The 26,252-nt window shown below is 48.2% G+C and carries 21 protein-coding genes, 15 tRNA genes and 2 rRNA genes; 36 read left to right on the top strand and 2 right to left on the bottom strand.

The window, feature by feature from the left end; translation table 11 throughout:
* Positions 1 to 55 precede the first annotated feature (55 nt).
* Entirely contained in the window at positions 56 to 2,674 is a 2,619-nt protein-coding gene (locus tag MKZ12_RS25310; protein ID WP_339257396.1) for an O-antigen ligase family protein, read from the top strand.
* A gap of 656 nt (positions 2,675 to 3,330) precedes the next feature.
* Here the strand turns inward: MKZ12_RS25310 and MKZ12_RS25305 are convergent.
* Entirely contained in the window at positions 3,331 to 3,678 is a 348-nt protein-coding gene (locus MKZ12_RS25305; protein ID WP_339257394.1) for a dehydrogenase, read from the bottom strand.
* A gap of 160 nt (positions 3,679 to 3,838) precedes the next feature.
* Between MKZ12_RS25305 and MKZ12_RS25300 the strand changes: the two genes are divergently transcribed.
* From MKZ12_RS25300 to MKZ12_RS25220, 17 genes are all read left to right on the top strand, one after another.
* A complete protein-coding gene (locus tag MKZ12_RS25300; RefSeq protein ID WP_339257392.1) occupies positions 3,839 to 4,453 on the top strand; it encodes a DedA family protein in 615 nt (204 codons plus the stop codon).
* Between the two features lie 2 nt (positions 4,454 to 4,455).
* Positions 4,456 to 5,025, top strand: coding sequence for a thioredoxin family protein (locus tag MKZ12_RS25295; protein ID WP_339237689.1), 570 nt, complete (start codon positions 4,456 to 4,458; stop codon positions 5,023 to 5,025).
* A 6-nt stretch (positions 5,026 to 5,031) separates the two neighbouring features.
* Positions 5,032 to 5,664, top strand: coding sequence for an MBL fold metallo-hydrolase (locus MKZ12_RS25290; protein WP_036607016.1), 633 nt, complete (start codon positions 5,032 to 5,034; stop codon positions 5,662 to 5,664).
* Positions 5,665 to 6,221: 557 nt separating this feature from the next.
* Positions 6,222 to 6,467 carry a hypothetical protein gene (locus tag MKZ12_RS25285; protein WP_339257390.1) on the top strand — a complete coding sequence of 82 codons (246 nt, stop codon included), beginning with the start codon at positions 6,222 to 6,224 and terminating at the stop codon, positions 6,465 to 6,467.
* 98 nt (positions 6,468 to 6,565) lie between these two features.
* Entirely contained in the window at positions 6,566 to 7,102 is a 537-nt protein-coding gene (gene sigY, locus MKZ12_RS25280; protein WP_339257388.1) for an RNA polymerase sigma factor SigY, read from the top strand.
* 2 nt (positions 7,103 to 7,104) lie between these two features.
* Positions 7,105 to 7,440 (top strand): YxlC family protein, encoded by a 336-nt coding sequence (locus MKZ12_RS25275; RefSeq protein ID WP_339237679.1) that lies wholly within the window; start codon positions 7,105 to 7,107, stop codon positions 7,438 to 7,440.
* Complete coding sequence (locus tag MKZ12_RS25270) at positions 7,433 to 7,666, top strand: sigmaY antisigma factor component (protein WP_339237677.1); 234 nt, start codon at positions 7,433 to 7,435, stop codon at positions 7,664 to 7,666. Before MKZ12_RS25275 ends, MKZ12_RS25270 begins: the two co-directional genes overlap by 8 nt.
* A 218-nt stretch (positions 7,667 to 7,884) precedes the next feature.
* Positions 7,885 to 8,268, top strand: a complete 384-nt coding sequence (locus MKZ12_RS25265; protein ID WP_024631336.1) for a hypothetical protein — start codon at positions 7,885 to 7,887, stop codon at positions 8,266 to 8,268.
* Positions 8,269 to 8,474: 206 nt separating this feature from the next.
* On the top strand, positions 8,475 to 8,762 hold the full coding sequence (gene gatC / locus MKZ12_RS25260) for an Asp-tRNA(Asn)/Glu-tRNA(Gln) amidotransferase subunit GatC (protein WP_036607033.1): 288 nt from the start codon (positions 8,475 to 8,477) through the stop codon (positions 8,760 to 8,762).
* Positions 8,763 to 8,789: 27 nt separating this feature from the next.
* Positions 8,790 to 10,247, top strand: coding sequence for an Asp-tRNA(Asn)/Glu-tRNA(Gln) amidotransferase subunit GatA (gatA, locus tag MKZ12_RS25255; protein ID WP_339257386.1), 1,458 nt, complete (start codon positions 8,790 to 8,792; stop codon positions 10,245 to 10,247).
* Between the two features lie 26 nt (positions 10,248 to 10,273).
* Positions 10,274 to 11,713: an Asp-tRNA(Asn)/Glu-tRNA(Gln) amidotransferase subunit GatB gene (gene gatB / locus MKZ12_RS25250; protein WP_339257384.1), complete on the top strand. Its 1,440-nt coding sequence runs from the start codon at positions 10,274 to 10,276 to the stop codon at positions 11,711 to 11,713.
* Positions 11,714 to 11,809: 96 nt separating this feature from the next.
* On the top strand, positions 11,810 to 12,274 hold the full coding sequence (locus tag MKZ12_RS25245; protein WP_339237674.1) for a GNAT family N-acetyltransferase: 465 nt from the start codon (positions 11,810 to 11,812) through the stop codon (positions 12,272 to 12,274).
* Positions 12,275 to 12,306: 32 nt separating this feature from the next.
* Entirely contained in the window at positions 12,307 to 13,017 is a 711-nt protein-coding gene (locus MKZ12_RS25240) for an MgtC/SapB family protein (protein WP_339237672.1), read from the top strand.
* Positions 13,018 to 13,164: 147 nt separating this feature from the next.
* Positions 13,165 to 13,758 carry a hypothetical protein gene (locus MKZ12_RS25235; protein ID WP_339237670.1) on the top strand — a complete coding sequence of 198 codons (594 nt, stop codon included), beginning with the start codon at positions 13,165 to 13,167 and terminating at the stop codon, positions 13,756 to 13,758.
* Between the two features lie 26 nt (positions 13,759 to 13,784).
* Positions 13,785 to 15,194 carry a DUF4097 family beta strand repeat-containing protein gene (locus MKZ12_RS25230; protein ID WP_339257382.1) on the top strand — a complete coding sequence of 470 codons (1,410 nt, stop codon included), beginning with the start codon at positions 13,785 to 13,787 and terminating at the stop codon, positions 15,192 to 15,194.
* 167 nt (positions 15,195 to 15,361) lie between these two features.
* Positions 15,362 to 15,784, top strand: coding sequence for a peroxide-responsive transcriptional repressor PerR (perR, locus tag MKZ12_RS25225; protein WP_026081471.1), 423 nt, complete (start codon positions 15,362 to 15,364; stop codon positions 15,782 to 15,784).
* Between the two features lie 141 nt (positions 15,785 to 15,925).
* A complete protein-coding gene (locus MKZ12_RS25220) occupies positions 15,926 to 17,656 on the top strand; it encodes a glycosyl hydrolase family 18 protein (RefSeq protein ID WP_339257380.1) in 1,731 nt (576 codons plus the stop codon).
* 269 nt (positions 17,657 to 17,925) lie between these two features.
* On the opposite strand, the gene MKZ12_RS25215 is transcribed toward MKZ12_RS25220, so the two are convergent.
* Entirely contained in the window at positions 17,926 to 18,306 is a 381-nt protein-coding gene (locus MKZ12_RS25215) for a DUF2614 family zinc ribbon-containing protein (protein ID WP_339257378.1), read from the bottom strand.
* 122 nt (positions 18,307 to 18,428) lie between these two features.
* On the opposite strand from MKZ12_RS25215, the gene MKZ12_RS25210 reads away from it, so the two are divergent.
* From MKZ12_RS25210 to MKZ12_RS25125, 18 genes are all read left to right on the top strand, one after another.
* Complete coding sequence (locus MKZ12_RS25210; RefSeq protein ID WP_339257376.1) at positions 18,429 to 19,307, top strand: nucleotidyltransferase-like protein; 879 nt, start codon at positions 18,429 to 18,431, stop codon at positions 19,305 to 19,307.
* 456 nt (positions 19,308 to 19,763) lie between these two features.
* Positions 19,764 to 21,315 (top strand): 16S ribosomal RNA (locus MKZ12_RS25205).
* Between the two features lie 312 nt (positions 21,316 to 21,627).
* Positions 21,628 to 24,553 (top strand): 23S ribosomal RNA (locus MKZ12_RS25200).
* The 16S and 23S rRNA genes sit together here with 15 tRNA genes alongside, the layout of an rRNA operon.
* 66 nt (positions 24,554 to 24,619) lie before the next feature.
* A tRNA-Asn gene (locus tag MKZ12_RS25195) sits at positions 24,620 to 24,695 on the top strand.
* A gap of 3 nt (positions 24,696 to 24,698) precedes the next feature.
* A tRNA-Ser gene (locus MKZ12_RS25190) sits at positions 24,699 to 24,790 on the top strand.
* A 9-nt stretch (positions 24,791 to 24,799) separates the two neighbouring features.
* Positions 24,800 to 24,871: transfer RNA gene (locus MKZ12_RS25185), tRNA-Glu, on the top strand.
* 67 nt (positions 24,872 to 24,938) lie between these two features.
* Positions 24,939 to 25,014 (top strand) — tRNA-Val (locus tag MKZ12_RS25180).
* 18 nt (positions 25,015 to 25,032) lie between these two features.
* A tRNA-Met gene (locus MKZ12_RS25175) sits at positions 25,033 to 25,106 on the top strand.
* A gap of 25 nt (positions 25,107 to 25,131) precedes the next feature.
* Positions 25,132 to 25,209, top strand: a tRNA-Asp gene (locus MKZ12_RS25170).
* Positions 25,210 to 25,304: 95 nt separating this feature from the next.
* Positions 25,305 to 25,380, top strand: a tRNA-Phe gene (locus tag MKZ12_RS25165).
* 20 nt (positions 25,381 to 25,400) lie between these two features.
* Positions 25,401 to 25,476 (top strand) — tRNA-Thr (locus MKZ12_RS25160).
* 9 nt (positions 25,477 to 25,485) lie between these two features.
* Positions 25,486 to 25,571 (top strand) — tRNA-Tyr (locus MKZ12_RS25155).
* 6 nt (positions 25,572 to 25,577) lie between these two features.
* Positions 25,578 to 25,651: transfer RNA gene (locus MKZ12_RS25150), tRNA-Trp, on the top strand.
* Between the two features lie 30 nt (positions 25,652 to 25,681).
* A tRNA-His gene (locus MKZ12_RS25145) sits at positions 25,682 to 25,754 on the top strand.
* Between the two features lie 22 nt (positions 25,755 to 25,776).
* Positions 25,777 to 25,851 (top strand) — tRNA-Gln (locus tag MKZ12_RS25140).
* A gap of 4 nt (positions 25,852 to 25,855) precedes the next feature.
* Positions 25,856 to 25,930: transfer RNA gene (locus MKZ12_RS25135), tRNA-Gly, on the top strand.
* A 6-nt stretch (positions 25,931 to 25,936) separates the two neighbouring features.
* Positions 25,937 to 26,010 (top strand) — tRNA-Cys (locus MKZ12_RS25130).
* Positions 26,011 to 26,016: 6 nt separating this feature from the next.
* Positions 26,017 to 26,095 (top strand) — tRNA-Leu (locus MKZ12_RS25125).
* Positions 26,096 to 26,252 lie beyond the last annotated feature (157 nt).

Here is a 26,252-nt window from a genome sequence, read left to right as displayed (position 1 = left end):
CTTCTGTCTTTTTGTTATGCGTATCGAGCGCTGGAAGGAAGGAGGGTGGATAAGGATGAAGAATAGGGCGATAGATAAGGGAATTGTAAGGTATAAACGAGGGTATGCGGCGAGAGAGGAACTTATGGAACGGGCGTTTGAGGGGATTCACCACGCAAATGATAAAGAATATGTAGATAACAGGGATATAGATAATGGGGGCAGTAGGGACGGTAGAGGCAGTAGGATCTGTAGAGACAGTACATATAATAGGGAAGATACATACAACGAAGATGATATGTATAAAAAAGATGCTACATATCATACAAATAGAGTTATGCAAACGGAGGGGTCAGGCAGTTCTTCTCGAAGTTTGAGATGTGAACATTATTCAGGGTCGGGATGGACTTGGTCAGTGGGCATACTCTCCATTGTCTTGCTGCTCGCAGGATGTCTGAGTCGGGGACTGTATTATTCAGTGGATCTGTACCCTGTTAATCTGATCGCAGCAGGAAGCACTTTGATTATGATTGTGATAGTGCTATTTCTTACAGTCTTTCGTCCGCAGAAGGCGAGTGAACGGATACCCATGTCATTGGTACAGCGGCAGGGGAACATGGAACCAATGGTTGAGAAAATATTTCGATTGCCGGAGATTTGGCGGGTATTGTTGCCGCTAGCGATGATGACATGTTTTGGGCTACACGCATGGACAGGCTCGGTGAGTAGACAGGGCAGTATGGATGAAATGCTGCGTTGGAGCCTGCTTGCGCTGTTCACGCTGCTCACCGCAATACTGGCTGCGCGCACGGATGGTGCGCGTTGGTTGGCTTGCGGTTGGCAGATGGCCGGCGGCTTGCTTGTGCTAAGCGGCATTCTTGCCGTGTGCGGAGTATTGCCGCTGCCCTTCGGGGTAATGCGGACTGCTGACCCCGAGATCAGCTCCGCCGGAGCACGGCTCGGCGGATTATTGCAGTACCCTAATGCGTACGGTGCCCTTGTTGGCATGTACGCATTGGAGCGGCTGTCGGCCGCCGCGCGAGTCTTGGCCCGGCCTGTGCCGGCCGGGCGACTCATCGCGGCAGTGCTGCCGCTCATGCCCGCGCAAGCCGCGCTCCTGCTGAGCGAGTCGCGCGGCGCTTGGCTGGCGACCGGCTGCGCCGCGGTCGCCGCCTTTGCTGTGCAGCGGCGCGGTGCCCGCCTGCCGCTGCTGCTGGCCATGGCCGCGCCACTAGCGTGCGCGGCCTGGCTGTACCGCCAGCTGGCTGCTGCCCAGCTGGCGCCTGCACCCGTGCCCGGCCTGCTGGCACTGGCCGGGGCATGGGCAGCTGCGCTGCTCGGCACGCTGCTGCTGTGCCGCCTATGGCACAGCGGCGCCGCCAAGGCTCCGCGCGCCGCTGCCCTGACGGCCATCGTGCTGGCGGAAGCCACCGCCGCACTGATGGCCGTGGCCTCCACCGCCGATCGCCTAGCGGCAGGTGTCGGCACGGGGGTATCCCGCCTGCAGATGTGGCGGGATGCCCTCCAGCTGTGGACCGAGGCCGCATGGCTTGGCCACGGGGGAGACACATGGCGCAACATGTTCCGCGCCATTCAATCCTCGCCATATGTCGGAGGCGAGGTCCACAACGGCTTGCTTGATCTCGCCCTGGACACGGGCATGATCGGCATCCTGCTTGTCGCAGGGTGGTTTCTCCTCACCCTGCGAAGCACCTTTTATTTTGCACCGCAGCTTATGCCAGCCGTGCTTGTTTTTGGCCTGCATGGGGCGATGGACTTCGACTGGAGCTTCACCTTATTCTGGATGCTCTTTATTTGGCTTGGTTCATGGGCATCCGCATTGAAGACCGAAGCAGTGGAAGGCAAGCAATTGGGTGGAACTGCGGAATACACACCTTTCAGATCTGAATCCATATCCGAATCCAGATCCAGATTCAAGTTCAGAGCCAGAGCCAGAGCTCGTCTTATCCGATATTTATCAACTCAATTCAGCAAATCAACTATCCCTATGCGTACCTTCTTTCATATACTTCAGCGAGTGACTGCTCGGTTAATAAGGGCATCCGCAGTGATGATCATCCTTTTCTGGCTTGGTGGAACAATGTGGCTGACCTCCCGCTTCGCCGTAGCAGAATTGCAGTACCGTCAGGCGATGACTGAACCGGAGGGAACTTCAGCACACAAGATGCATCTTATGGCTGCTTTTCAATCAAATCCGAATCGAACCGACATCATAATAACGCTTGCACGATCTCTCCCGGGGCAAGAAGCAACATCACTACTTCTGAACAGCTTGTCCCTTTCCCCGATGCAGCCTCAGAGTTACATCGAATTGGGACGATTGGCTGCCCAATTCGGCAAAGGGCAGCAGGCTGGAACATATTTTGAACAAGCGATAGCATTGAACCGGTATGATGGCAATGGTCAATCCGTCGCTTTGTATTGGATGGAACAGGCAGCGCGGCGGGAATGGAAGGCAGGATATAGAGAACGAGCCCGAGAGACTGCCGCCGCTGGTGTACAGATGTATGAACGGTATCAACTGCTGGCTGAGGAAGTGAAAGCAGGGGGTGATCGCAATGATCGCCATTTTGTACTGGAAGAACATGCTCCAGGCTATGGAGAGAACCTGCGCAGGCTTGCGGGGGCTTCTTCTCCTCCATTTTCTCCAGAGTTGACCAAGCGTAGCCCTTGACTCACTGGTGAATAGTGACGCTGACCCGAGCGATATAACAATGGATGTCAGCGTCTCTAAAGTCTCTAAAATCTGTAAATTTTGAAATCTAAACTGGCTGCCTCGCGGGGATGGTATACGTTTCTCTAAGGAACACAGGACGTCTTATTTGGCCTTTAGCTGCTCCTTTTAAATTGTAAAGAACTTCAGACACGTTATTTCCACAACTCCCCTGACAGATACCCTATAATAGGCCGAAAATTCCGATATAACATGTTTCAGATTCCTTAAATTTCTGAGAGTGTTTCAAATCCTTGAATAAGGCGCCTCAGATTGGTTACCGCTCGTGGGCTTGAGCATAAGCATGAGCATGAACATGTAAAGATACTGCCAGCTTTTTTCACAGCATCGTTTATGTTCACACTCGCTGTTCCTGTTCATGCACTAAGCGTTGTTCAAACTCCCAGCGTTGTTCAAACCCACTATTTATGTTCGCACTCTCTATTAGGCTCATATTCTCAGCTTTGTTGCACTCCCTGTTAAGGCTCATACTCCAAGGTTGTTCACACTCCGTGGTGTTCATTGGCTCCATGCTCCGTTCCAACCGTAACCGTACCCCTAACCCAGTAGACATCTCCTGACTCCACCTATAAGAGAAGTTTTTTATTCCTGCATTTCTACAGGCGATATCCGCCAAATGCATGCTGAAACGCATCTTTTAATGGTTCAACCTCTACTTCCCACAGCGCGGCAATTTCTGCACTGACATCCGTGTTCCACCACTCACATAATTTCTTGCGGTTGTCGCGATTTTCCCCAATCCAGATCAGATTCGCAATCACCTTACTGTAATAATATTCTTCCGCCTGCTTCATCCGTTCGGGAGAGACATATACCTTTAGCCTTTTGGCTGTCCGGTACAATTCCTTGCTGCATGCCCTGCGAATTCCCCTGGCGGAAGGAAGATTTTGACCGGAGTGCGTATGTTTGACCGGCGGAGAACCGGGTATTGACTTGTGTGACATCTTCTCACGCTCCTCTCCCCATACCATATGCGGAGTGCTGCGAACGGGACACTATCCCAACCTCTTGAAGTAGCAACGTATACAGGCCTGTGATAAAATAGGGACGAACATCCATGGTGCGGAGGGGCACCGCCAATCAGGATGGAGAAAGAGGGTTGAGATGGACTTTATTCATAACCTTGTCGGCCAATTGTTCGATTGGATTCAAAGTCTCGGGTACTTTGGAATCATGCTTGGATTAATGTTAGAAGTTATTCCGAGCGAAATTGTGCTGGCGTATGGAGGGTTTCTCGTTTCACAAGGTAATATCAACTTCTTCGGTGCTATGATTTTTGGTACGGTGGGCGGTGTGGTTGCCCAGTTATTTATTTACTGGATTGGCCGTTATGGCGGCAGACCTGTACTGGAACGCTTCGGTAAATACATACTCATCCAGAAAAAACACATCGACCATTCCGAGGAGTGGTTTCGCAAGTATGGTGCAGGTGTCATTTTCACGGCGCGTTTTGTTCCAGTGGTAAGGCATGCCATCTCCATCCCGGCTGGCATCACAAAAATGCACGTAGGTAAATTCGTTTTGCTTACTACACTCGCTGTTATACCTTGGACTGCATTGTTTATATATTTAGGGATGATCCTTGGAGATCAATGGAAGCATATTGATGAGAAAGCGGCGCCATATGTTATGCCTATTTTGCTTGTCGCTCTCGCCCTTATGATCGTTTATGTACTTATTAAATGGATGAATGCTCGCAAAAAGAAAGGAAGTGTCTAGTCATGGGTAAACCCAACTTGTCTCACAAATTCGGTAAAGGTCTGCCACCGAAGGAATTTATCGAAAGTATGACCAAGAACCAAAGTGAATTCCAGGCCAACTATGATAGCTTTACTTGGTCGAACGAAGAGGATCGTGAGTTCTTTGAAAGCCTGAACCACCGCGACGACCTGCGTGTGTTAATTCTGGCTGCTGACTGGTGCGGGGATGTTGTGCGTAATATTCCGGTTGTATTCCAGGCGCTTGAAATCTCAGGAATCCCAACTGAAGTTCTGATTATGGAGCACCATCCTGAAGTGATGGATGAGTTCCTGACGATGGGTGGCCGTTCCGTGCCAGTCGTTATTTTTGCAGATACAGGTGGTCATGTGCTTGGTCAGTGGGGACCTCGTCCGCAGCATGTACAGGAAGTCATGGTTGAATTCAAACGCCTTAATCCAGATCGTGAAGCAGCAGATTATCAAGAGAATTTGGCTGTAGCGCGTCAAGAGATTGGTAAACGTTATGGGGAAGGAACGGAGTCACATGCGGCCATTATCCGTGAGCTGCGTGAACTGATTTCGGGTTACTAAGCCGATATGCTTAACATTCGCACGTTTACACTCGGCCCGCTTCAGACCAATGCGTATCTCTTACAAGGAGATGATCCGGGCAAAGCTGTCATTATCGATCCGGGCATGAATCCAGGGCCGCTACTTAAGGCGATTCAAGATTTGGAGATCGAAGCTATTCTCTTGACACATGCTCACTTTGATCATATGGGCGGGGTAGATGAGATCCGTAAATTGAAGGGCTGTCCCGTTTATCTTCATGACTTGGAGAGTGACTGGCTCACGACCCCCAAATTAAATGGATCTTTGAATTGGCCGCAGGCGACACCACCACTTTCGACAGATCCTGCTGAATATGCCATGGATGAAGGGCAGAAGCTGAATCTGATTGGACATACGTTTAAAGTGTTCCATACACCTGGACATTCACCAGGCAGTGTAAGTTTGCTTTGTGATAACGATCTCTTTGCCGGTGATGTACTGTTCCGCATGGGTGTAGGCAGAACGGACCTCACAGGAGGACGTGAACGGGATCTGATTGATTCGATTCAGAACAAGCTGTATACCTTTGCTGATGAGGTTAAAGTGTATCCAGGACATGGACCCAAAACGACTATTGGTTATGAGAAACAGAACAATCCTTACGTGTCCGCAAGATAATCCGACATGATATGTGAAGAAAGTCTGGACAAGTGACAACTTTTTCATTAGAATAGCAATTAGTTGTTACAAGCGTTAAGGCATCATCTAACTGAAGCATTACCAAGAAACACCCAACCTCGCGAAGCACGCAGACTGTGGTCTATACCCGGTTTGCGTTCTTTTTTTGTTTTCAGACCTTTTTATCACAGAATTAGCAACCTTTTTTACGCTACACAGAGATGCAAGATGCGCTTCATAAAGCCAGTTTGAGACTAATAGCAAGTACAGATTGATTTAGAAATACAAATTAAAAAAACAGTATATAAGTTGAACTAATTATTTACAAGATAACGGAAAGGACAGAAAAAACCTGAAAAAGCGAAGCGTTCGCCTAAAAGCTTTCTGGAAGAAAGCTGCATCGTAAGCATACGCTTTCCCCGGATTTTCCCTTTAAGAGAGGGAATCAAAAAATCTGGGGATAACAGCGATTGGAAGGTTATTCTGTCATCGTAGTGTCAGTGTAAATAATCTTTAGTTCAACTTATATAGATCATGAGAGAGTGGGGAATATCAAAGTGGAGAAAATAAGAGTTATCCCGTTGGGACAGCGTGTCGAGTATTCGATTATGGATGAAAACCGTCGCATATTGGAAAGTGTGAAAAGAGAAACTAGTACCAAGCGAACTTTAATACATAACCCTAGCGTGACCGGTGAAGTGATGAAGTCTGAGCAGAATATATGGACAAGCCGTGTGTTAAGAAATGGAGCCCACAAGCAACCGTGGTTCGACAAGCTGCAAGATTACCGGAATCAAGTCTGATTGCCCGGGAAATTGTCGGGTTAGATTTTTTTTAAAATTTCATTGAACGTTTCCGCAGAGCCTGTCGTATTAACTCCAGATTGAACGGGAAGCAGGTGATGACCATGATCAAGGCAGCTGAACTTGAAGAAGTACGCAGAGCGGTATCGGGAGATGATAGTGCACTCGCAGCTTTGTTACAACGTAACTACACGTTTGTGTATAAGTATCTTGTCAAAGTTACAATGGACGCGAATCTTGCGGAAGAGACCGTGCAGGATACGATGGTTCGTTGTATGGAGAATATCCATCGATATGATGGCACGTCTGCCTTTTCATCATGGATGATTACCATTGCGACCCGAATATATATCGACAAGACAAGACGCAGGAAGAGAGAGCAGAGCTGGCTTAGTCTTATCCGTGATCAGGCTGTACGTCGATTCCGCTGGCAGCTCGAGAGTCGGAATGAAGAATGGACAGATGTCATGGATGCGATGACAAGGCTGACACCTGAACATCGTGTGGCAGTACTGTTGAAGCATTATTATGGATACGGATATGACGAAATTGGCGAAATGTTTGGTATTCCCTCTGGAACGGTGAAGTCACGAACAGCCTACGGTCTCCGTCAGTTAAGAAAGGAGCTGGAATAAGGATGAGCAGATCAGATGATGAACAGGAACAAGAGGTTGTAGAGCGATTGCAGCAACACATGAGAGTACTTGATGATGCGTTTGAGCCGGCAAACATACCTTCATTAGGTTCACTTGAAGCCCAAGTCAGAGAACGAAGACAGATCAGACGCCGAGCCCATTGGATCGAGATGATCTGTTTCTGGTTGGTGGGATTGCTAGCCATTACGTTCGGGGCATTATTCCTCGTATCTGCTCCAGCTCTATATTTGGGTATTCAAGCTTTTGGTACAGTTGTTGCCGTGATTTTAGTTGTGATCTGGGCAGGACGGCGCCGGAAGGAGGTTCGTCATGAATAAAATGCATTATTCATTGGATGAAATTTCTCCATTGTGGCTTATACTGCTTGGCATTTTTCTCTTGGTTCAAGGCACATGGATCTTTCAGGACGCACGTAGACGTGGACGTTTCCCTTGGTTATGGGGATTATGGGGGATCACTGGATTTCCCACACCGCTCATCATATATTGGTTTGTCGTGATTCGATCACAACGCAAGCCAGGTGGATCCACAAAGAAAACATGATTGTTTTAATAGAGGTTATTTAGAAAAAATCGCTACTCCATTTCTAGCTTTATCCATCTTTTCGGTACTGTGTACTGTTCTTTTTGAACACGTATTAATAGAGAGGAAAAAGATTTTGCACAAATATGTTGTTTAATTCTAGTATTCCTAGACATCGTTATTCTTTTCTAGTAGACTATACAAATAAATATTAAGATAGACTACCAGGAGGTTAGACGATGCTGCGATTAGGAGAGAAGGTTGTCATCGTCGCGGATGCGTTTGAGCAGAATCTTCCTGTGGGGGAATATGGTTTCATCATCGCTTATGACCGGAATCCGGACAATGCGTTCGATTACGTGCTTCGAGTGCCGCAGGTGAATCGGAACTTCTTTGTTCCATCCGGCGACGTCGATCTGGAAGAGGTTCTGCTGAAGCAGGAAGCTGAGCGGGTCGAGCGAGAAGCGTTGATAGATTACGCCCTTGCGACACACAATGAGAAGCTGTTTCATCATTTGATGAACGGAGATTTTCAAGCTGTGGAAGAGGAAGAGGAAACCGCGAACGATGTTATGTCTCAGGCGGATTTTATAAAGCAGGTTAATCTGCGTGCATGGATTTAGAATTTTGAGGAGTCGGCTGATGCCGGCTCTTTTTTATTTTATAAGTTCGTTTTTAGCTTCCATGAAGACTGTCAGGTCATTTGCATTGAATTGTCGAACTATCTCACCTATAATGAAAAAAGTTATCTTGAGACTTTAGCCCGTTAAACGAGCGATTCGTTTCAGGTCGTTTCGGGAATCAGAACGAATGAAGGAGGCATCCGCTAATGAGTATTTCAAATAATGACGTTCAGCATGTGGCCAAGCTGGCCCGACTCAACTTGACTGCTGAAGAAGAACAGACCCTGACAGGTCAGCTGAACGCGATTTTAAAATATGCAGAAAAGCTGAATGAGCTGGATACGGAAGACATCGAACCCACCACTCACGTTCTGCACGTAAGCAATGTCATGCGTGAAGATGAGACCAAAGAAAGCCTGTCGATTGAACAGGTGATGCGCAATGCACCGGAAGAAGAAGACGGGCAGTTTAAAGTGCCTGCTGTAATGGAATAACGGACAACCGGAAGGAGGACAAACACTGTGAGTTTATTTGAACAATCGTTGCCTGAGTTACATAACAAGCTGCATGCCAAAGAGCTGTCGGTCAGCGATCTGGTGGATCAGGCATACCAGAATATTGGTGCGCATGACGATAAGGTTAAGGCGTATTTGGCACTGGATGAAGAACAAGCACGCGCTCGTGCACGTCAACTGGATGACCGTCTGGTTAGCGGTGAGGAGAAGGGGTTGCTTTTCGGCCTGCCTGTAGGAATTAAGGATAACATCGTGACGAACGGACTGCGTACGACGTGCGGCAGCCAATTTCTACGTAATTTCGACCCGGTGTATGATGCAACAGTTGTCGAAAGATTGAAAGCTGCGGACACCGTGACTATTGGTAAACTCAACATGGACGAATTCGCCATGGGTGGCTCCAATGAGAACTCAAGTTTCTCCCCTGTACGTAATCCATGGGCACTTGATCGTGTTCCAGGAGGCTCCAGCGGTGGTTCTGCAGCAGCTGTGGCTGCGGGAGAAGCATACTTCACGCTCGGATCAGACACAGGCGGCTCCATCAGACAACCTGCTTCGTATTGTGGTGTTGTTGGATTGAAGCCGACATACGGACTTGTTTCCCGCTTTGGTTTGGTTGCATTTGCCTCATCCTTGGATCAGATTGGACCTTTGACGAAAAATGTTGAAGATTCTGCTTATGTATTGCAAGCCATTGCCGGTTATGACGCGAAAGATTCGACATCTGCAAAAGTGGAGATTCCGGATTATTTGAGCGGACTGACAGGTGATGTTAAAGGACTTCGTATTGCTGTTCCGAAGGAATACATCGGTGAAGGCGTCGATCCACAAGTAAAAGAGACCGTTCTGTCTGCATTGAAAGTTCTCGAAGGACTTGGGGCAACATGGGAAGAAGTATCCCTGCCGCATACCGAATATGCTGTGGCTACGTATTACCTGCTCGCATCTTCGGAGGCTTCTTCGAACCTGGCTCGATTTGATGGCGTGCGTTATGGCGTGCGTGCAGACAATCCGGATAACCTGCTGGATCTGTATCATCAGTCCCGTAGTCAAGGCTTTGGTCCCGAAGTGAAACGACGTATTATGCTTGGAACGTATGCACTCAGCTCGGGTTACTATGATGCCTATTATCTGAAAGCACAGAAAGTACGTACATTGATCAAACAGGATTTCGACAATGTATTTGCCAAATATGATGTGATTATCGGACCAACCGCGCCAACTCCGGCGTTCAAACTCGGTTCACAGGTGGATGATCCGCTTACGATGTATCTGAACGATATTTTGACGATTCCGGTCAACTTGGCTGGTGTACCTGCCGTTAGTATTCCATGTGGATTCTCGGATGGATTGCCTGTCGGCCTGCAAATTATCGGTAAAGCCTTTGATGAAACAACCGTATTGCGTGTAGCGCATGCGTTTGAACAAAATACAGAATTCCACAAGCAGCGTCCGCAGCTGTAGACTGCCCGGAACGGAGGAATATAGAAATGTCCGCATCTAAATATGAAACGGTCGTTGGACTTGAAGTCCACGTGGAGTTGCATACGAACTCCAAAATTTTCTGTGGCTGCTCCACAGCATTTGGAGCTCCGCCGAACACCCATACCTGCCCGGTCTGTCTCGGACATCCAGGCGTACTGCCTGTACTGAATCGTCAGGCGGTAGACTACGCCATGAAGGCAGCGATGGCTCTTAATTGTACGATTGCTGATGTCAGCAAGTTTGACCGTAAAAACTACTTTTACCCTGACTCACCAAAAGCCTATCAAATCTCTCAATTTGATCAGCCGATCGGTGAGAACGGCTGGATTGATATCGAAGTGAACGGCGAGACGAAACGAATCGGCATCACGCGTCTTCACTTGGAGGAAGATGCAGGGAAGCTTACACATGTCGATGGCGGATACGCGTCATTGGTAGACTTCAACCGTGTTGGTACTCCACTGGTGGAGATTGTATCCGAACCTGAGATTTCTTCTCCGGAAGAAGCACGTGCATATCTTGAAAAATTGCGCGCAATCATGCAGTACTGTGATGTATCGGACGTGAAGATGGAAGAAGGTTCACTGCGTTGTGACGCCAACATCAGTTTGCGCCCACATGGACAGGAGAAGCTGGGAACAAGAGCCGAGCTGAAAAACATGAACTCCTTCCGTGGTGTTCAACGTGGTCTCGAATATGAACAATATCGTCAGGCTGAAATTCTGGACGATGGCGGTGAAGTGGTTCAGGAGACGCGTCGTTGGGACGAAGCTCAAGGAAAAACACTGTCGATGCGTGGTAAGGAACAGGCGCATGACTACCGTTATTTCCCGGACCCGGATCTCGTGAAGCTACATATTGATGCAGCCTGGAAAGAGCGCATCAAGGCTACCATACCTGAGCTTCCAGACGAACGTAAAGCTCGTTACACAGCTGATTACGGATTGCCTAGCTATGATGCAGAGGTGATTACTTCTTCCAAGGCTATCGCTGATCTTTTCGAAGATAGTTTGAAATTCACTAAGGATGCCAAATCCGTATCCAACTGGATTATGGGCGACTTGCTGGGTTACCTGAATACGAGCAATCTTGAGGTGACTCAGGTTCCACTGACAGGTCAAGGTTTGGGCGAGATGATCGGACTGCTGGAGAAGGGCACCATTAACAGCAAAATCGCCAAAACCGTATTCAAGGAAATGCTGGAGAGCGGTAAGCTTCCACAGCAGATCGTTGAAGAGAAAGGTCTTGTGCAGATTAGTGATGAAGGCGCCATTCTTGCCATCGTTGAGCAGGTTGTAGCGAATAACCCTCAATCCGTAGAAGACTATAAAGCCGGTAAACAAAAAGCCATTGGCTTCCTTGTTGGTCAGGTTATGAAAGAAAGTAAAGGCAAGGCGAATCCTGCTTTAGCCAACCAACTGCTTGCAGATGTACTGAACCGCTAATCCTTCCGGTGAGGCCGGACAGAAAGAGGCTCGTCCCTGTGACAGCCTCTTTTTGGTATTGATAGATACAAATGTATTTCGGACGGGGGATCGGATATGAACATTCAACCATTGTCATTGAGTGATCTGGAGATGTTGGGGCAGTTATGGAGACTACAACATGTGGCTTATCGATTGGAAGCCGAAATCATCGGATTTCAGGAGATTCCTCCTTTGATGGATACAATGGAGACACTACGGGATTGTGGAGAGAGCTTTTACGGCTGTATCCATGATGACGGAGAACTTATCGGGGCTGTCGCTGTAGCGGAGGAAGAGGAGAATACACTGACCATTACACGAATGATGGTGCACCCGGATCACTTTCGCAAGGGAATCGCAGCATCTTTGATGACGTACGTGTTGGAACAGCATGCGGATCTTCCGCGTTATATCGTCTCCACAGGAACGCTGAATCAACCCGCTGTCAATCTGTACACCAGATTTGGTTTTCATCCCGTGGAAGTCACACAGATTGCACCTGGAGTGGAATTAACGACTTTTCACAAGAATAAACTTTAATAATATGAACAACTTGAGGAGGAATACCGACATTGGGCGATCCCTGGTTCATTGATGAGTGGCACATTTTATTACGATTATTGCTGGCTATGCTGCTTGGAGGGCTCGTAGGCCTGGAGCGGGAACGGTCCAATCATGCGGCCGGTTTGCGTACCCATATTCTGGTATGTCTTGGTTCTGCATTAATTATGATGTTGTCTGTTTATGGTTTTAAAGATTTTGCTAATGAATTAAATGTAAGGATCGATCCAGCACGTCTGGCCACTGCTGTAATTACGGGTGTTGGATTCCTGGGAGCAGGAACAATTCTCTTCACTGGTAAATCCATTACCGGACTGACGACAGCTGCTTCAATCTGGGTTGTTGCAGCCATTGGGCTTGCAGCAGGTGCGGGATTCTTTTTCGCCTCCATCGTATCAACGGTCCTGGTATTGCTTAATCTATGGGTCTTCAATAAGTTAGAGTTGAGGTATTTACGAGGGAACAAACTGCATGTGGTTACACTTCATACTTTGTCAGAACCCGGTTTTCTAGAGCAACTGTCCTCATGCATGGAACAGGAGAAGATCAAAATTCGTAAAATCACCGTGAATGAACAAGACCTGGCATATGCCGAGATGGTTTCAGTTGAACGTAAAATTGAGATTGTGTTACATGTTCAGGTACCACATGATTTCAAAACGGTAGGATTGGTATCCAAGTTAAGACAGTGGGAACACGTTACCAAGGTATCGGTCGAATAAATGAATTACAACCCTCCCCAGGCCAGTAGTGCCGGAGGGTTTTTGGTCATATCCATATTTCTTCCAGTTACTCTCCTTGCTCTTTAGGGTACTATCTAACCAAATGCATGAAGAGCGGAAGGTCAGTTCAGAAGAGAGGAGTATGTTATGAAACGGAGACGTCAATCAAACAGAAAGAACAGCACGGGTCAGAGCAAACCGATCAGGAATCGGACTCACAAGTTTATTGCGGGATTACTGAGTGCCATTATACCTGGCTTGGGTCATATTTATCTGAGATTGTACATGAGAGGTTTGACCTTTATGCTGCTTGTTTTGCTTGATTTGTCAGCAGTGCTTTACTTCTCATCCATTGGTATACAGATCAATGTGCCACTGCTTATCCTGCTGGCTTTGTGTATCCCGGTTATTTACTTTTACAATGTATATGATGTACTGCAATCTGCGGATTGGGTCATGATGCGCAGACGTAGAGCCGTAACCCAGGCAACCGCGGACAAGCCATTATCCAACGAACGTTCTATACGAGATGCAATGATGGTCTGGGAGAGAGGAATATCGTTTGGATTACTTTTAATTGTGGGAGGATCATTGATGGTGCTGTTTTTCCGTAAACCGCGCTGGTTCCAAGAGATCCTTGCTATGTACGGCGGATATTCGTTTGCGGTTCTCATGATCGCAGGAGGTTTGCTTCTGTTTGGGCGTGAGTTCTGGGTCATGTTGAACAAGAAAAAATTGTAGTCGAAACGATACAAGGGGGGAACGTGATGAACCGTAAAGTCCGGGTTGGCCGCTATACGGCTGCCGCCTTAATCGTAGCGGTCGGTGTGCTGTTGATTATGGATAAACGGTGGGGAACTGACTATGTATATGAGATGGTGGACTGGTGGCCATTTTTGCTCGTTGTTCTAGGTGTTGAATATATTGTGCTGTTCCTCTGGACACGCAGAAGGAAAAAAGTGCAATCGAATAAGCTGAGCAATCCTGATGAACAAGTCAAAGTACGTTTCAGACCCGATGCCAAAGGCATTCTGGCCTCACTGATTTTGGCGGCTTCCGTATTTATCGTCACCGAGCAGGATCACTACATGCACTTATGGAATAGAGTAAGTCTAAATCTCGGAGCGGCATCCATGGACTACAGTCAAGCGGCAGGATATATGGAGGATAAGGGCACGATTCGTGTACCTGTTCGCATGGATACGTCGGATCTTGTAGTCGAAGGTGTCAACGGAGATATCTCGGTGCAACGGGGTGATACGGAGGAGATTGAGGTACGAACGGTTGTCTGGGTAGATCAGACGACGGAAGTACAGGCAAAGGCGGTTGCAGCAGCCTCTTTTGTAGAGACCGATGGTACAAAAGTCATTCATATCAAGGCTACAGGCAAGACGTATGGAGATAATGAAAAAACGCAGCCACGTATGAATCTTACTATCACAATCCCAGATGATCGTCGTTTTAATCTGGATATTCGAACTTCCAATGGAGCCATATTATTAAACCGTCCGGAAGCGATTAGTACCATACTGGCCGAAACGGGTAACGGACGTATCCGGATTACCAATGCTGTTGGAGATATCTCAGGGAAAACCTTGAACGGAGATGTCATTGTAGCCAACGCCATTGGTAATGTAGATCTGGACAGTAACCGTGGAGACATGAAGGCTCGAGGGGTATCCGGTGATGTCGATCTAACCACACAAGTGGGAAGTATCAGTATTGCAGACTCCGTAGGCGAATTCACCGCAGAGACACGTAACGGTAATATTACGCTGGATGGAGCCAATCTGGGTATCAAAGCTCAATCGCTTAATGGCAGTATTAACATCGTATCTTCCAAAGTCGGGGGAGACTGGGATGTGTACAGTGCTGTGGGAGCCATTAACGTATTACTTCCTGATCGCGGAGACTACAGTCTTGCGGGTTCCAGCAGTTATGGAGATCTAAGTACCGATCTGCCTTTCAAAGTACAGAACAAAACCATAGAAGGGCAGCTGGGCGAAGGTGAGTATAGGGTGAAAATCGAAGGAAATAGCGATCTTACCATTCAGCGGAACCCGGCTGTATCTACGCTTGAAACAGTCCTACCTGATTCTGAAGATACGGCTGAAAATCTGGAACAGACTACCGAGGACGGACCAAATTCCCAGGATGATTCTACAGAGGTTCCTTGACTGCCGCGTTGACAATAAACTTGTAATCGCCGTACAATAAATATACACTGGCAAGATTACACGGCATGAAAGATGGATTGTCGTTCTTCATGGCCGGGAATCAACTCTGTGCGAGGAGACAGTTAATCACTCTTCACCAGAGAATGAAAGGTAAGGCGGTGGGTTTTATGGCAACACGTGTCCAACATGCGTTGGAGCATCTGAAAACGACCGGTGTCCGTATTACACCCCAGCGTCATGCCATATTGAACTATCTGATGGAATCCATGGGGCATCCGACAGCCGATGAAATTTACCGAGCCCTTGAACCCCAATTTCCCAGTATGAGCGTGGCAACGGTATATAACAATTTGAAGATGTTTCTGGAAGCTGGCATGGTCCGGGAATTGACATACGGAGATAATTCAAGCCGCTTCGATGCCAATGTGACGGATCATTATCATGTTATCTGTGATCAATGCGGCAAGATTGAAGACTTTAGCTATCCTTCACTGAAAAGTGTAGAGCTTCAGGCGGAGTCTAGTACAGGATTTGAAGTACACGGCCACCGATTGGAAGTGTATGGCGTTTGCAAAAGTTGCAGGGATTAAGAGAGTTGAATTACAATATTAACGTGCAGAATTCAGTATGGATTCTTCACGTTTTTTTTTAGCATTTATGCAAAACATTCATTTTTAAAACAACTTATGCGCACATCCTTATGATTCAGCATAATTAACGGAGGTAGACGTTTGGGTAGAAAAAGCAGATATACACGTCAGAAGCGACGTTCATTTTGGCCCGGTTTTCTCGGGGCTTGTCTGATCACTGGAGGGGCTTACTGGCTTATAACAAATGTATGGTTGAACCAGATCCATGAAGACCCCGATTGGGTAGGGAGAAGCCAGCCTATTTTTGTAGATGGGCAACTGATGGATGGAGACGCCTTGGGTACAGGAGATCAACTCAAGTTGCCTGTAAAGGTGCTGCAAGAAGCAGTTGATGCGGGCATACGTTACGAACCAGAGTCAGGCGATATCATTATTGCCTCCCCTCAGCGAGTTCTTCATATGAAAGAGGACAGCACACAAGCAGAACTTAATCACAAAGATTATCCTATGACGGTAAAACCTGAGGTGAAGGATGGAGAAGCATACATTCCGCTCAAACCATTGAAGGAAGTGTACGGCATCGCCATACAGGAAGATTCGGTAACAGGTGCTGTACTGCTGATGCGCGGAGGAGACACGATACAATATGCAGAGATTGATACGCTGTCATCCAAAGCAGATAAGACGGTCCCGTTATATAAACGTGGGGGAGAATCCTCACCAATCATTGCCGATATGGAAAAGGATGCAAGGGTACGTGTATGGCAGACAGGTGATGAACAGAGTTTTGTCCAACTCGATAATGGATATGCCGGATATGTAGATAATGATCATATTGCACTCACGGAGAAAAAGAGGGTGGACACGCCCAAGTATACGCTGACTGCAGCAGAGAAGAAGTGGCAGAATAAACCGGTAAATCTGGTTTGGGAAGCCGTGTACAACCGTCAGCCTGATGTAGGCTCTATCGGTAAAATGCCTGGTGTGAATGTGGTCAGCCCCACATGGTTTCACATTACGGATGGACAGGGCACGGTGAAAAGCAAGGGAAACCAAGCTTATGTGAACTGGGCTCATCGTTCGGGTATGGAAGTATGGGGACTTATGGATAACAGCTTTGACCCGGACGTTACCAAAGAAGCTGTCGCTTCTTACGAGACACGTACTCATATTATTGAGCAGATGTTGGAGTATGCACAGACGTATCAATTGGATGGGATCAATATCGACTTTGAGAACGTGTATACCGATGACGGGCCGAATATTACGCAGTTTGTGCGCGAGATCAAGGCGATGGCACGCATACATGGATTGATGTTATCGATCGATGTAACACCAAAATCGAACAGTGAAATGTGGTCCGCCTTTCTGGATCGCCGTGCATTAGGTTCTTTTGCAGACTATGTCATTGTGATGGCTTATGATGAACATTGGGCGGCCAGTCCCAAGGCTGGGTCGGTAGCGTCTCTCCCATGGACTGAGGCTTCCATGAGACGCATACTTGAGGAGGATGAAGTGCCTTCTAGCAAATTGATCATGGCGGTTCCGCTCTATACAAGAATCTGGACGGAAGAGAAGAATGATCAAGGGGAGGTTAAAGTATCTTCCAAAGCAGTAGGCATGAATACCATCGTGGAACTGATCCAAGAAAAGAAACTCAAACCCGAACTGGATCAGGCAAGTGGACAAAACTATGTGGAATATGAGGAAGAAGGAGCTACCAAGAAAATATGGATCGAAGATGCAGTGTCCCTTCAGGCGCGCGTGGATTTGATCGCTTCCTTGAAGCTGGGCGGAGTAGCGGCATGGAATCGGAGTTTTGCTAACGCCTCTGCATGGGAGGTATTGAAGCAGGCCGGTTACCAGAAATAATAGGCTCATGCTCGGTGTTCGACGAATGGCTTCTCTGTTCTTCTCTGCCAAGCCAGAAGGCGCTCTCGCTTGATACCATCTTACATGTAATCTAGCATTTTATAGCTATAAGGAATCATAACTTAATTTCATATCTTAGCTATTGATAACAGCAACAAGGACTTACTGATAAGAAACGTCCAAAAAGGTCCGGTAGACATACCGGGCCTTTTTTTTGTTCTTCAATGAAATTAGGGCAAAGACATTTAGTGGTTGGAGATCATTTCGTGCTAACCATCGGTGGGGGGAACTGTTGTGGAAGGCGCATTCAGTTGTTGACTGGTCATATTGGCCTTATTAGGATCCAGGGTGAGGATGGTATGACAGAACATACATCGATCCGTTTTGCCCAGCATTTTGGTTAACTTCCCGCATTCCGGACAGTCGACTTGTACTGCGCTGGTGGAGAGCATACCCGCCCAGAAATAAATGGCTAGACTGGCCATCATGGCGATCAATCCGATGACAAGTCCTACAGCTGCGAATACCTTGCCAGCATGTCCCCAGAAAACAATTCCTGCTGTTCCCAGTATCATTAGGCCCATCCCTAGCATGGTCAGTAGTAATCCCCAAGTGCGAAAAGCATTAATTTTTGCTGATTTAAAAATCATGAAAAATGCTCCTATCGTATGAGTAGTATCGGACCTGGAAAAGAAGGAAACTTTAGTCTGGATGTAGAATTACATTATAACTGACTTGGCGCTTATCTGCCATGAAATGTATGGAGGGAATCGTGGAATTAAAGAACCTTGCTTTTTTGTCCGAACAGTCGGAAGAGACAGGGGCAGTTGGGGCTATCGCTTATTCCCACCCGGGAGAGCGATTCCACGGCTCCCTAATTCAAGATTTCGAATTATTGGTACTTGTTGTTCATAATGATGATCAATTAAAATCGGCGGTGGGACATTACAGATATGGTGATCTTCGTTATCAAATGATCTATGCAAGCCGTCATGAATTAAAGAGTAGTATAGTTACCGGGAATCACAATAATCTTACCGAGTGTCTGATTGAAGGTGAGATTATATGGGAAGAGGACAGCGCCTTAAGCGACTTGCGACAAGAACTGTCTGCCTTTGGTACAGAATTACGTGAGCAGAAGCTCCTGCATGAATTCACCAGTTTCTTGAGGATGTATGTGGAGGCGAAACGTCATATCCAGGAAGGTCATGTTGTAGATGCCTACTACAATGCATTAGAAGCTCTGGGCAACTGGGCAAGAATTGTATTGATTGAACAGGGGATATACCCGGATCATGCCGTCTGGACACATGTGCAGAATCTGGATCGTGCTTTGTGGAAACTATACCAAGAGCTTACGGTAAGCTCGGAGACACTGGAGCAGAGAGTAGAGCTTGTACTGCTTGCCTGTGAGTTTTCGGTAATGTCCAAAATGAGTGAATGCTCAGAGCTGCTGCTACGTGTGTTAAGAAGTCGCAAGGAGCCTTGGAGCATCAATGAACTTGTTCATCATCCGCAGTTAAGATTCGTTCGAGAAGATCTACCTCTGGTTATACGCAAGTTGGTCTTTCGTTCTATAGTAAAAGAATCGCCAGGGTGGCCATCTATCGAAGGAGAGGGTCGGGAAATTCGGTATTGGATTGAGACATAACCTTCTTCAAAAGTCTGGCAATAATTGATCGCATAAGGGAGGGGAAACCTTCCTTTTTTGTTTGTTTAATAATTTATAAAAAAATGTTGACTCTGATTCACGATATATGATACATTATATTTCGTTCCTCAAACGAGATTATCGCCAACAAACGATAAATTCTTCAGAGGAAAAGTGAAGAACTAACGCATCAAAAAAAGAAATTAAAAAAGTTCTTGACGAAAACAAACGAAATGTGATACATTATTTAAGTCGCCGCCGAAACTTGGTTGAGACGAAAAAGAAGTGAAACAAATCGTGTTTGATCTTTGAAAACTGAACAACGAGTGAGTAAACATTCTGCTTGCAGAATGAACGCGAAAGTTTGAAACAAGCCTTGGCTTGAATCGACTGGAGCACAATTGAGATTTTTAATCTCGTCAGATTCAAAATGAGCTTATCGCTCTTTTCAATACTTTATTGGAGAGTTTGATCCTGGCTCAGGACGAACGCTGGCGGCATGCCTAATACATGCAAGTCGAGCGGAGTTGAGAAGAAGCTTGCTTCTTTGAGACTTAGCGGCGGACGGGTGAGTAACACGTAGGCAACCTGCCCTCAAGTTTGGGACAACTACCGGAAACGGTAGCTAATACCGAATAGTTGTTTTCTTCGCCTGAAGGAAACTGGAAAGACGGAGCAATCTGTCACTTGGGGATGGGCCTGCGGCGCATTAGCTAGTTGGTGGGGTAACGGCTCACCAAGGCGACGATGCGTAGCCGACCTGAGAGGGTGATCGGCCACACTGGGACTGAGACACGGCCCAGACTCCTACGGGAGGCAGCAGTAGGGAATCTTCCGCAATGGGCGAAAGCCTGACGGAGCAATGCCGCGTGAGTGATGAAGGTTTTCGGATCGTAAAGCTCTGTTGCCAGGGAAGAACGCTTGGGAGAGTAACTGCTCTCAAGGTGACGGTACCTGAGAAGAAAGCCCCGGCTAACTACGTGCCAGCAGCCGCGGTAATACGTAGGGGGCAAGCGTTGTCCGGAATTATTGGGCGTAAAGCGCGCGCAGGCGGTCATTTAAGTCTGGTGTTTAATCCCGGGGCTCAACCCCGGATCGCACTGGAAACTGGGTGACTTGAGTGCAGAAGAGGAGAGTGGAATTCCACGTGTAGCGGTGAAATGCGTAGATATGTGGAGGAACACCAGTGGCGAAGGCGACTCTCTGGGCTGTAACTGACGCTGAGGCGCGAAAGCGTGGGGAGCAAACAGGATTAGATACCCTGGTAGTCCACGCCGTAAACGATGAGTGCTAGGTGTTAGGGGTTTCGATACCCTTGGTGCCGAAGTTAACACATTAAGCACTCCGCCTGGGGAGTACGGTCGCAAGACTGAAACTCAAAGGAATTGACGGGGACCCGCACAAGCAGTGGAGTATGTGGTTTAATTCGAAGCAACGCGAAGAACCTTACCAGGTCTTGACATCCCTCTGATCGGTACAGAGATGTATCTTTCCTTCGGGACAGAGGAGACAGGTGGTGCATGGTTGTCGTCAGCTCGTGTCGTGAGATGTTGGGTTAAGTCCCGCAACGAGCGCAACCCTTGATCTTAGTTGCCAGCATTTCGGATGGGCACTCTAAGGTGACTGCCGGTGACAAACCGGAGGAAGGTGGGGATGACGTCAAATCATCATGCCCCTTATGACCTGGGCTACACACGTACTACAATGGCCGGTACAACGGGCTGTGAAGCCGCGAGGTGGAACGAATCCTAAAAAGCCGGTCTCAGTTCGGATTGCAGGCTGCAACTCGCCTGCATGAAGTCGGAATTGCTAGTAATCGCGGATCAGCATGCCGCGGTGAATACGTTCCCGGGTCTTGTACACACCGCCCGTCACACCACGAGAGTTTATAACACCCGAAGTCGGTGGGGTAACCGCAAGGAGCCAGCCGCCGAAGGTGGGATAGATGATTGGGGTGAAGTCGTAACAAGGTAGCCGTATCGGAAGGTGCGGCTGGATCACCTCCTTTCTATGGAGAATCGTTTCCCGAGCGGAAACATTCAAATATGCAGCTTAGCTGCAAACTACTCACTCGTTGCTCAGTTTTGAGAGCTCAAACTCTCAAACAGCTTGCTTTTGTATGGAGCTTGTTCTTTGAAAACTAGATATCGAAACGAAACAAATGCGAATTAGAACATTCCTTTTTAGCTGAACTTGTGTTAAACAAGTTTCAATAAAAACGGTAGTTAATTGCTGTTGCGATGGTATCGAGTGGGAGCGACTTTTGGCTTTGGACGCAGTCCAAAACAAGGGAAGCGAGCAGTCGAAACCGGAGCAATTTGGTTAAGCTACTAAGAGCACACGGAGGATGCCTAGGCGCTAGGAGCCGATGAAGGACGTGGCGAACAACGAAACTGCCTCGGGGAGCTGTAAGCAAGCTTTGATCCGGGGGTGTCCGAATGGGGAAACCCAGCTGGGGTAATTTCCAGTTACTCACAACTGAATACATAGGTTGTGTAGAGGCATACCAGGGGAACTGAAACATCTAAGTACCCTGAGGAAGAGAAAACAATAGTGATTCCGTCAGTAGCGGCGAGCGAACGCGGAGAAGCCCAAACCAGAGAGCTTGCTCTTTGGGGTTGTGGGACGTCTCACATGGAGTTACAAAGGAACCGGTTAAGCGAAGAGGTCTGGAAAGGCCCGCCAAAGAAGGTAAAAGCCCTGTAATTGAAAGTCTGTTCCCTCCGAGACGGATCCCGAGTAGTGCGGGGCACGTGAAACCCCGTATGAATCCGGCAGGACCATCTGCCAAGGCTAAATACTTCCTAGCGACCGATAGTGAAGCAGTACCGTGAGGGAAAGGTGAAAAGCACCCCGGAAGGGGAGTGAAATAGAACCTGAAACCGTGTGCTTACAAAAAGTCAGAGCCCGTTTTAGGGGTGATGGCGTGCCTTTTGTAGAATGAACCGGCGAGTTACGTTCCCGTGCAAGGTTAAGGTGAAGAGCCGGAGCCGCAGCGAAAGCGAGTCTGAATAGGGCGATGTAGTACGTGGACGTAGACCCGAAACCGGGTGATCTACCCCTGTCCAGGGTGAAGGTGCGGTAACACGCACTGGAGGCCCGAACCCACGCACGTTGAAAAGTGCGGGGATGAGGTGGGGGTAGCGGAGAAATTCCAATCGAACTCGGAGATAGCTGGTTCTCCCCGAAATAGCTTTAGGGCTAGCCTCGGAAAACAGAGTCGTGGAGGTAGAGCACTGATTGGGTGCGGGGCCCGCAAGGGTTACCAAGCTCAGTCAAACTCCGAATGCCATAGACTTACTTCCGGGAGTCAGACAGTGAGTGCTAAGATCCATTGTCAAAAGGGAAACAGCCCAGACCATCAGCTAAGGTCCCCAAGTGTGTGTTAAGTGGGAAAGGATGTGGAGTTGCACAGACAACCAGGATGTTGGCTTAGAAGCAGCCACCATTGAAAGAGTGCGTAATAGCTCACTGGTCGAGTGACTCTGCGCCGAAAATGTAACGGGGCTAAACACACCACCGAAGCTATGGCTTGATGCTTGCATCAGGGGTAGGGGAGCGTTGTATAAGGGTTGAAGGTGTACCGTAAGGAGCGCTGGACATTATACAAGTGAGAATGCCGGTATGAGTAACGAAAAGATCAGTGAGAATCTGATCCGCCGAAAGCCTAAGGGTTCCTGAGGAAGGCTCGTCCGCTCAGGGTAAGTCGGGACCTAAGGCGAGGCCGAAAGGCGTAGTCGAAGGACAACAGGTCGAAATTCCTGTACCACCGTAAGCCGTTATGAGCAATGGGGGGACGCAGTAGGGTAGTGACGCGGACTGATGGATGTCCGTCTAAGCAGTAAGGCTGATGTGTAGGCAAATCCGCACATCATTAAGGCTGAGCTGTGATGGGGAGCGAAAATTGTAGTAGCGAAGGTCATGATCTCACACTGCCAAGAAAAGCCTCTAGCCAGGTGAAGGTGCCCGTACCGCAAACCGACACAGGTAGGCGAGAAGAGTATTCTAAGGCGCGCGGAAGAACTCTCGTTAAGGAACTCGGCAAAATGACCCCGTAACTTCGGGAGAAGGGGTGCCCCGGTAGTGTGAATAGCACGAGGGGGCCGCAGTGAAAAGGCCCAAGCGACTGTTTAGCAAAAACACAGGTCTGTGCGAAGCCGTAAGGCGAAGTATACGGGCTGACGCCTGCCCGGTGCTGGAAGGTTAAGGGGAGTGGTTAGGAGCAATCCGAAGCTGTGAACCGAAGCCCCAGTAAACGGCGGCCGTAACTATAACGGTCCTAAGGTAGCGAAATTCCTTGTCAGGTAAATTCTGACCCGCACGAATGGCGTAACGACTTGGGCGCTGTCTCAACGAGAGATCCGGTGAAATTTTAATACCTGTGAAGATGCAGGTTACCCGCGACAAGACGGAAAGACCCCATGGAGCTTTACTGCAGCTTGATATTGAATTTGGGTACGATCTGTACAGGATAGGTGGGAGCCTTTGAAGCGTGAGCGCCAGCTTGCGTGGAGGCAACGTTGGGATACCACCCTGATCGTATCTAGGTTCTAACCTGGTACCGTAATCCGGTGCGGGGACAGTGTCAGGTGGGCAGTTTGACTGGGGCGGTCGCCTCCTAAAGAGTAACGGAGGCGCCCAAAGGTTCCCTCAGAATGGTTGGAAATCATTCGAAGAGTGCAAAGGCATAAGGGAGCTTGACTGCGAGACCTACAAGTCGAGCAGGGACGAAAGTCGGGCTTAGTGATCCGGTGGTACCGCATGGAAGGGCCATCGCTCAACGGATAAAAGCTACCCTGGGGATAACAGGCTTATCTCCCCCAAGAGTCCACATCGACGGGGAGGTTTGGCACCTCGATGTCGGCTCATCGCATCCTGGGGCTGAAGTAGGTCCCAAGGGTTGGGCTGTTCGCCCATTAAAGCGGTACGCGAGCTGGGTTCAGAACGTCGTGAGACAGTTCGGTCCCTATCTGTCGTGGGCGTAGGAAATTTGAGAGGAGCTGTCCTTAGTACGAGAGGACCGGGATGGACGTACCGCTGGTGTACCAGTTGTTCCGCCAGGAGCACCGCTGGGTAGCTATGTACGGACGGGATAAACGCTGAAAGCATCTAAGCGTGAAGCCCCCCTCAAGATGAGATTTCCCAGTATGTAAGACCCCTTGAAGACGACGAGGTAGATAGGCTGGGGGTGGAAGTGCAGCAATGCATGGAGCTGACCAGTACTAATCGGTCGAGGGCTTATCCAATAGCAAGTTGTAATTCGCATGTTTCGTTTCGAATCTAGTTTTCAGAGAACGATCTCTGAAGCATATTCCCTGATAGCTCAGTTGGTAGAGCACTCGACTGTTAATCGAGTTGTCACAGGTTCGAGCCCTGTTCGGGGAGCCATATGGAGAGGTGTCCGAGCTGGCCGAAGGAGCACGATTGGAAATCGTGTAGGCGTCACAAGCGTCTCGAGGGTTCGAATCCCTCTCTCTCCGCCATAATAACAAGGCCCGTTGGTCAAGGGGTTAAGACACCTCCCTTTCACGGAGGTAACAGGGGTTCGAATCCCCTACGGGTCATATTAACTTCAAAAAAAGAAGTTGATTTTTACAACAAGATTGTGATATGATCATAAATGTGTTGTTCGGAGGCTTAGCTCAGCTGGGAGAGCATCTGCCTTACAAGCAGAGGGTCGGGGGTTCGATCCCCTCAGCCTCCACCATATTATATTTTATAACGACGCGGGGTGGAGCAGCCCGGTAGCTCGTCGGGCTCATAACCCGAAGGCCGCAGGTTCAAATCCTGCCCCCGCAATTAACTTTCCTTGTGAAAGTACTATGGAACCGTGGTGTAGTTGGCCTAACATGCCTGCCTGTCACGCAGGAGATCGCGGGTTCGAATCCCGTCGGTTCCGCCATTTAATCTTTACATGAGGCAAACTGTTCACTACATCTGCTGTATGGCACTGATGCCCTATATAAAGTGTAAGGAATTAAGATTAGACTTTATTATGGCTCGGTAGCTCAGTCGGTAGAGCAGAGGACTGAAAATCCTCGTGTCGGCGGTTCGATTCCGTCCCGAGCCACCATTTTCAAAACAATTTAATATGCCGGTGTAGCTCAACTGGTAGAGCAACTGACTTGTAATCAGTAGGTTGGGGGTTCAAGTCCTCTCGCCGGCACCATGTAATCCTGGAGGATTAGCGAAGTGGCCAAACGCATCAGACTGTAAATCTGCTCCCGTACGGGTTCGGTGGTTCGAATCCATCATCCTCCACCAGTTTTTAGGGGCATAGTTTAAAGGTAGAACAACGGTCTCCAAAACCGTTGGTGTGGGTTCAATTCCTGCTGCCCCTGCCAATTAACTTTTAAGAAATTTAACCTTTTGTGGCGATCGTGGCGAAGTGGTTAACGCACCGGTTTGTGGATCCGGCATTCGGGGGTTCAATTCCCCTCGATCGCCCCTTTGTTTTTTCATTTTTTATTGGGGATTAGCCAAGCGGTAAGGCAACGGACTTTGACTCCGTCATGCATAGGTTCAAATCCTATATCCCCAGCCATTATGCGGACGTGGCTCAGCGGTAGAGCATCGCCTTGCCAAGGCGAGGGTCGCGGGTTCGATTCCCGTCGTCCGCTCCAAAATATGGCGCCATAGCCAAGTGGTAAGGCACAGCTCTGCAAAAGCTTTATCCCCAGTTCGAATCTGGGTGGCGCCTCCAGTATATGCCGGCGTGGCGGAATGGCAGACGCGCTCGACTCAAAATCGAGTGGGAAACCGTGGAGGTTCGAGTCCTCTCGCCGGTATATTGAATAGCCCTACATGTTGCTTATGCAATGTGTAGGGCTATTTTATTTTATGCAGATTTTTGTACAGTAAAGAATATTGGACTTTAATAAACATTGACGTATGATTATATTCAGTATATTGTAGATAAGTAAAGTCTTTAATTTAGAGGGAGTG

It is taken from the genome of Paenibacillus sp. FSL R5-0713, from assembly GCF_037973325.1.
Taxonomy (GTDB): Bacteria; Bacillota; Bacilli; order Paenibacillales; family Paenibacillaceae; genus Paenibacillus.
The sequence above is the reverse complement of the archived record's forward strand: the minus strand, read 5'-3'. Positions and strand labels throughout refer to the sequence as shown.